This window comes from Bacillus sp. AFS059628, from assembly GCF_002571225.1.
GTDB lineage: Bacteria > Bacillota > Bacilli > Bacillales > Bacillaceae_G > Bacillus_A.
Genome location: NZ_NVEC01000108.1, coordinates 1 through 7,008, shown reverse-complemented (window position 1 = coordinate 7,008; position 7,008 = coordinate 1). Strand labels below are relative to the sequence as shown.

Sequence of the window (7,008 nt, the reverse complement as noted above, 5' to 3'; positions counted from 1 at the left end):
ACTAATAATCAGTGGGGGATGAAGAAACCCCCCACTGATTAAAGTTTCACTTTATATACGCACTTGTGCCGATGACGCGTGATCCGAAGAAGATTAATATATTTTGGAGTAAGGTGGAACTTGCCTATAAAAAGAGCGGGTTACTAGAGCAAGGTGTGTTACTGGAGCAAATATTAGCTGATGAAGAAGTGTATGGAAACTTCATTTGGCGAGTGAAAAGTGTTGTGAGAGCATATAAATACGGGGAAATCCGTAAAAATGTGAAGGCTCTTTTATATAGTACAGTGCGGGATCTATTTTTAGAGGTTGGATTAGAATGGGGAGCAGCTATGAGAAGGAGTAAGGGAGTATCGTTATTTGATCCGTTTAAAAAAGAGCCATGCGTATAACACATGACTCCAAGTAGCTAATCAAACTTTCTTACAACTGGAACACGAATCGCTACAAATAGTACGAAGACGATAACGGCGATTGCACCACTTTTCATAACAGTTACGATCGGAATTCCTATTGCAAGCGCGATTGATGTGAATGCGTAAGAAAGCGGGATAAAGCCCATGGATGATAGCATAAGTAAACTCATTACGCGTCCCATCATTTCTTCTTTTACTGTCGATTGAATCATCGCCATAAGCGGAACGATTGCCATTGCGATTGTAATACCGTAAAACATGCCAGCTAATAATGCTTGCCACAGTACGGTGCTAAAGTTGATGGATAAGAAGAATACACCAGACAGCAGCATCATGATAATGCAAAATAGACCGCGTCTACGATTAATATTTTTTAAACCGACAATGACAGCGCCTATCGCCATTCCGCCTCCTACAGATGCTTCTAAGTAACTAAACTGAAGCGAGTCACCGTGCAGAACATTTTTTATGAAGAGCGGGAAACCGACTTGCATCGGACCGATTAAAAATAAGTTTAAAAAGGCGCTACAAATAAGGAAAGTTGAAAGGAATGGTGATTCCTTTACATATAAGATTCCTTCTTTAATAGAAGTGAACATGCTTTTGTCTGTATTTTGTTGCTCTGGCATCGTAAATTGTATTTTTTGAACGAGTATGGCTGCGACGATCAGTAATAAAATCGTGATCGAAAAGATCGTTTCATAGTTCGTAAATTTGATAAGAATGCCGCCAAGTACAGGGCCTAAAATAACCGATGCTTGGTTCGTCATTTGTGTAAGTGAGTTTGCTTGTGTTAAACGGCTTTTTTCTACAAGTTCAGGTAAGATAGATCCATCAGCTGACCAGAAAAAAGCATCAGCAAGTCCAAAGAATAAAGCGAATAAAGCAAATGTATATAGTGTTACATCACCTACGATGAACCATGTAAGAATAGTCGCGACGAGAATTGCACGAATAATATTAGAATAAAACATAATGTTTTTTTTCGGGAATTTATCAGCTACAGCGCCGCCGATAATCATAAAAATAAGCCTCGGAACACTAAGAGCTACGAAAACAACACCGAGTGAAGCCTCAAGGTTTAATGTTTTTGCTATGTACCACGTTTGTGAAAAAGTAAAAAAGGCTAAAGCAAAACTTGAAAAGAGTGTAGCTGCCCAAAGAAAAAGGAAATTCGTATTTTTTAATAACGGTTTTCCGCTTTCCTCTAAAGCAGATTTATTTTGTTGTAGTTCCTCCATATTGCTTCCTTTCTATGTGACAAATTTAAACTAAAAAAACCTGTTAACAATCACTTTATCCCACGTTAACGGGCAGTAAAACTCCCACCTCAAAATTTGGCTCGAGCAAAGAAGTTAGGTGGGAGACTAACTGCCCGTAAACGTCCGATTGGTTCAACTAATACTCAGTGGTGGGGGATGAATAAAACCCCCACCACTGAGTATAGTTTCACTTTATACAGTTTCTAATATTTCTATACTGCACTTTCTCATTGTAGACAATAATGTGGAATTTGCACAGTGGCTATTTAACGACAAAAAAGAAGATACCATTTGGTATCTTCTTTTTTGTCGTTCAGGCTAATGCAATATAAATATCCAATTGTGCGTTACCTGGATCTGTTGCTTTTTCATCATAAAGCTCAAAGTCTATTGTAAAAGCACGTTTGTTTTCTTTTGACCATTTCCAAATATATTCCCAAGCTTCGCAAACGACTTCAGCAACCGGTCCCTTTCTCGTTGTAAATACCGCATATGTAGCAGCAGGTATTGTTAAAGTTGTCATATTTTCAGGTACGTCTTCTAATGAAGAAACGGGCATACCGATTGTAAATTGATATGTACCAGTTTCATCTGATTCGTAATTTGAGTAGAAAGCTAATGTTTCTTTCGTTTGTTGATTTGGGATGTGATACATGATTTGTTCTTGGAAGTATTGGTTCCAAAGCCCGGGAATTTTTCCTTCAGTAGATGCCTCTATTTCATTTGTCGTCGTAATCGAAACACCGATTGCTTGGAAAGCTTCTTTTTTTACGATAATAGGTTCTTTCATCTTAAAATATCCCCCTTATTAAACGGAACGTTTGTTCTTATTTATTGTAACATATTTTGGAAGGATACGGTAGCAAAATAAGAAAAGAACTCCTTTGCGTAAAAGGAGTTCTTTTCATTTCTATATTAAAACATACTAGAGCTGTGCATCGGTTGAAGTTTTGCGTTTGGATCAAAGTAAGCTTTTGCATTGTTTACTGCTGTTGGTGCTTCACCGAAGCCGCAAGCAATGAGTTTTACTTTTCCTTCATATGTACAAATGTCACCAGCAGCGTAAATGCCAGGAATATTTGTTTCCATTTTCGAGTTCACGAGAATGCTGTTTTTTTGTATATCTAAGCCCCAGTTTTTAATTGGACCAAGGGAAGAAACGAAGCCGTAGTTTACGATTACATCATCAACATCGATGATAATTTTTTCTTCCGTTTTTACATGCTGAAGAACAACTTGTTCAATTTTGTCATCACCAATGAGTTCTACTGGAACGTACGGTGTACTTACTTCTGCACGAGAATTCATTAAGCTTTCTACGCTATGTTCATGCGCACGGAATTTATCACGGCGATGAACGATTGTAACTTTGTCAGCGATTGGCTCTAACATCATTGTCCAATCAACAGCTGAATCGCCACCGCCAAATACTACGACGCGCTTACCAGCAAATTTATTCATATCATCAACGAAATAATGTAAGTTTTTCTTTTCATACTTTGCTGTACCTTCTAATTCTAAGCGGCGTGGTTGGAAAGCACCATTGCCAGCAGTAATAATAACTGATTTAGAATAGTGAGTTTGCTTATTCGTAACAAGTTTAAATATACCGTCAGCTTGTTTCTCAAGCGTATCAACAGCTTCTTCTAAACAAACGGTTGGATCAAATTTCTTCATTTGCTCTTTTAAGTTATCAACTAATTCTTGCGCACGCACTTTTGGAAATCCAGCTACATCATAAATGTATTTTTCAGGGTATAGCGCGGATAATTGTCCTCCAAGTTGAGGTAAGCTTTCAATGATTTTTACACTTGCTTGTCTCATACCGCCATAAAATGCTGTGAACAGCCCTGTTGGACCACCGCCAATAATTGTTATGTCGTAAACTTTTTGATTTTCTGCCACTTTCATTCCCCCTATAGATGGAATTTTGATATTGATTTCATATATTGTTCATATGTACACGAAAATCCTGCAAATGATGACACTTTCAAATAAATGATAGCATATTTGAGTTCATAATACTTCTGAAAACGACTGAATTGTGTGTAAGTTTTCGCATAGATGCTTTTTCAATTGTATAAAATATGGTGAAAGGAAAATACATGAAAAAAAGGCTGAAAAACCCTTGAAAACGCTATGTTATTTTAAAATATTGATAATTCTCCAGACGCTTGAATTCTGGAATAAAACCGACTAATATAGGGAAGTATTATGTTAAATTTCTATGACAAAATTCGTACGATTTTTTGAATGCGTTTTGTTATGATATAGAATGTGATGAATTCCACATTCTTGACAAATAGAGTTTTTAGTACTTGGTATTATTTTTTATTACTATTATATAAAGAAAAGGGTTGTGATTTGGTGAAGACTCCAAAAATCGTAGTTTTAGGTGCAGGTTATGGCGGGATGATTACGACTGTTCGTCTGCAAAAAGCATTATCTGTAAATGAAGCTGAAATTACGTTAGTAAACAATAACAGCTATCACTACCAAGCGACTTGGTTACACGAGAGCGCAGCTGGTACATTACAAGATGAAAAAATCTGTCTAGATATTCAAGACGTTATTGATACAAATAAAGTGAACTTTGTACAAGATACAGTAGTAGAAATTAAAGCTGCTGAAAAACGCATCATCTTAAAAGATGGTGAGTTAGAGTATGATTACTTAGTAATCGGTCTTGGTTTCGAATCAGAAACATTTGGAATTACAGGATTAAAAGAGCATGCATTCTCAATCGCTAACATTAATGCAACTCGTGAAATTCGTGAGCATATGGAAGCTAGTTTTGCTAAATATGCAACTGAAAAGCGCGATGAGTTAGTAACAATCGTTGTTGGTGGTGCTGGATTTACTGGTATCGAGTACGTAGGTGAGCTTGCAAATCGTGTTCCTGAACTTTGCAAAGAGTACAATGTACCACGTGAAAAAGCACGCATCATCTGTGTAGAAGCTGCTCCAACAGCACTTCCAGGTTTCGATCCAGCGTTAGTAGAATACGCTGTGAAACAACTTGAGAAAAAAGGTGTAGAATTCCGCATCGGTACAGCAATTAAAGAAGCAACTGAAGAAGGTATTATCGTTGCGAATGGCGATGACACTGAATTAATTAAGTCTGAAACAGTAGTTTGGGCTGCAGGTGTTCGTGGTAACGGTATTGTGGAAGAGTCTGGTTTTGAAGCAATGCGCGGACGTGTAAAAGTTGATGAGTACATGCACGCTCCAGGATACGAAGATGTATTCATGGTTGGTGACGCAGCGTTAATCATTAACGAAGAAATTAACCGTCCATACCCACCAACAGCACAGATCGCAATTCAACAAGGTTACAACATTGCGCACAATTTAACTGTGTTAGTTCGTGGTAAAGGCGAAATGAAAAAATTCGTATTCGACAATAAAGGATCTGTATGTTCTTTAGGTCATGACGATGCAATGGGCGTTGTTATGGGCAAAAAGTTAACAGGCTGGAAAGCTTCCTTCATGAAGAAAGTTATCGATAACCGTTACCTATTCTTATTAGGTGGACCTTTATTAGTTCTTAAAAAAGGTAAATTGAAGTTCTTTTAATATATAGTAGAAAAAGCAGAAATGGCTAAGAGCTGTTTCTGCTTTTTTCATTTAAAAAATATAGTATAATATATAAAAAGAAAGAATATTCTGTCCGTTCTAGTAGAGGAGGGTATTACATCATGGAGAAACGAGGGAAAGTATGGCTAGCTGTTAGTGGCTTAGTAACTACAAAAGATGGCAGGTGGCTATTCGTTAAGAAAAAATACAGTGGATTAAAGGGGAAATGGTCTTTGCCGGCTGGTTTTGTAAATGAGGGTGAGACGGTTGATGAAGCTGTGAAACGTGAAGTGTTAGAAGAGACAGGTATTGTCGCTCATGTGAAGGGGATCATTGGTGTTCGATCGGGCGTGATTCGCAATGAGATTAGTGATAATATGATTATTTTCCTTTTGGAGCCTGAAGGGGAAGATATTATTGTACAGGAGAAGGAATTGTCTGAAGTAGCGTTTCTACATCCAGATACGATTGCGGATGATCCAAATACGTCTGTACTTATTACATATTTGTTAGAAAGACAATCAGAATTACATCTTGAGATGGATAAAACGTTAAATCCAGGAGAGCAATTTGGTTATACAGCCTATCACGTATTTACGGCGCATACGAAGGAGAGGGAGAAAGAGTGAGTATACCGGTACTACTTATTTCAATGATGTTATTTTTCATTTTGTTTTTTGGAATTGGATTTTTACTCAACATGATATTGCGAGCGACATGGGTAATGGTTATTGTATATCCAATTGTTTGTATGCTTATTATTAATAAGGCGAGTATGTGGGATTACTTTTCAAAGCCAAAAGAAACATTCTCTTCATTTGGGACAAGTGTATCGCATTTAGGACAAGCGGATGTGTTTATTTTATCTACTGGATTAGTAGGTGCTGCTCTAGCAGGAATCGTCATTAAGAAACTTCGGAAAAGCGGATATCAAATGTTTTAATCTCCAATTCATTTGGGGATTATTTTTTTGCATATTCCTTCATCGTATAGGGAATGATTAACGATGAAGGAGTGTGGAATATAAAAATGTTAAAACGATATTGTATTCGCATTATGATGACTTGTTTACTTGCAATCGCATTATGCGTAACATGGAATGCTTTCACAGGAATTTCTTTATTAGAGATTGTAAAGACATATGAGGGAATGAATGCAAAAGAAGTACATGCAGCAGAGGTTAAGAGAAACGTTGCTCCGAGTAAAGAAGTGATAAATGCTTTAGAGCAGGCAAACGACTGGTCTAAATATCGTTCAATTGAAATGACTGCAACAGGTTATACATCAGGAATTGAATCAACTGGTAAGAGGCCGGGACATCCGGAGTATGGTATTACATATTCAGGTGTTAAGGCGAAAAGGGATTTATATTCCACAATCGCAGCGGACTTACGCGTATTCCCAATTGGGACAATTTTATTCGTACCAGGCTATGGATATGGTGTAGTAGCTGATAAGGGCGGTGCGATAAAAGGAAACCGTCTTGATCTGTATTATGATACGGTGAAAGATGTTTATAGCCAATGGGGTAAGAAAAAAGTAAATGTGTATGTAGTAAAAGTTGGAAATGGTAAGTTTACAGAAGAAGAGTTAACGATGTTAAATCAAGACGAAACGATGCAAGTGTTTCGTGGTCAATATTTAAAACAAAGATAGTCTAGTGGTAAGTACGCTAGACTTTTTTTATTTTATCCCACTTTAATGGGCAGTAAGCCCCCACCTCAAAATTCAGCGAAAGCAAAGAATTTAGGTGAGGG

The 7,008-nt window shown here is 37.3% G+C and carries 7 protein-coding genes and 1 pseudogene; 5 read left to right on the top strand and 3 right to left on the bottom strand.

Annotation, left to right across the window (positions count from 1 at the left end; genetic code table 11):
* Positions 1 to 50 precede the first annotated feature (50 nt).
* A pseudogene (locus COL05_RS28580) lies at positions 51 to 389 on the top strand (helix-turn-helix domain-containing protein); the annotation flags it as partial.
* 17 nt (positions 390 to 406) lie between these two features.
* On the opposite strand, the gene COL05_RS28575 reads toward COL05_RS28580, so the two are convergent.
* From COL05_RS28575 to COL05_RS28565, 3 genes are all read right to left on the bottom strand, one after another.
* On the bottom strand, positions 407 to 1,654 hold the full coding sequence (locus COL05_RS28575) for an MFS transporter (protein WP_098671041.1): 1,248 nt from the start codon (positions 1,652 to 1,654) through the stop codon (positions 407 to 409).
* Positions 1,655 to 1,988: 334 nt separating this feature from the next.
* A complete protein-coding gene (locus tag COL05_RS28570; protein ID WP_098671040.1) occupies positions 1,989 to 2,465 on the bottom strand; it encodes a GyrI-like domain-containing protein in 477 nt (158 codons plus the stop codon).
* Between the two features lie 125 nt (positions 2,466 to 2,590).
* Positions 2,591 to 3,580: an NAD(P)/FAD-dependent oxidoreductase gene (locus COL05_RS28565; protein WP_000829779.1), complete on the bottom strand. Its 990-nt coding sequence runs from the start codon at positions 3,578 to 3,580 to the stop codon at positions 2,591 to 2,593.
* Positions 3,581 to 4,042: 462 nt separating this feature from the next.
* Here COL05_RS28565 and COL05_RS28560 point away from each other — a divergent pair, with 462 nt between their 5' ends.
* From COL05_RS28560 to COL05_RS28545, 4 genes are all read left to right on the top strand, one after another.
* Positions 4,043 to 5,251, top strand: coding sequence for an NAD(P)/FAD-dependent oxidoreductase (locus COL05_RS28560; RefSeq protein ID WP_142337708.1), 1,209 nt, complete (start codon positions 4,043 to 4,045; stop codon positions 5,249 to 5,251).
* Positions 5,252 to 5,373: 122 nt separating this feature from the next.
* Positions 5,374 to 5,880: an NUDIX hydrolase gene (locus COL05_RS28555; protein WP_098671038.1), complete on the top strand. Its 507-nt coding sequence runs from the start codon at positions 5,374 to 5,376 to the stop codon at positions 5,878 to 5,880.
* Positions 5,877 to 6,194, top strand: coding sequence for a YuiB family protein (locus tag COL05_RS28550; protein ID WP_000027015.1), 318 nt, complete (start codon positions 5,877 to 5,879; stop codon positions 6,192 to 6,194). Before COL05_RS28555 ends, COL05_RS28550 begins: the two co-directional genes overlap by 4 nt.
* Before the next feature lie 86 nt (positions 6,195 to 6,280).
* Positions 6,281 to 6,907, top strand: coding sequence for a 3D domain-containing protein (locus tag COL05_RS28545; protein ID WP_142337707.1), 627 nt, complete (start codon positions 6,281 to 6,283; stop codon positions 6,905 to 6,907).
* Positions 6,908 to 7,008: the final 101 nt, after the last annotated feature.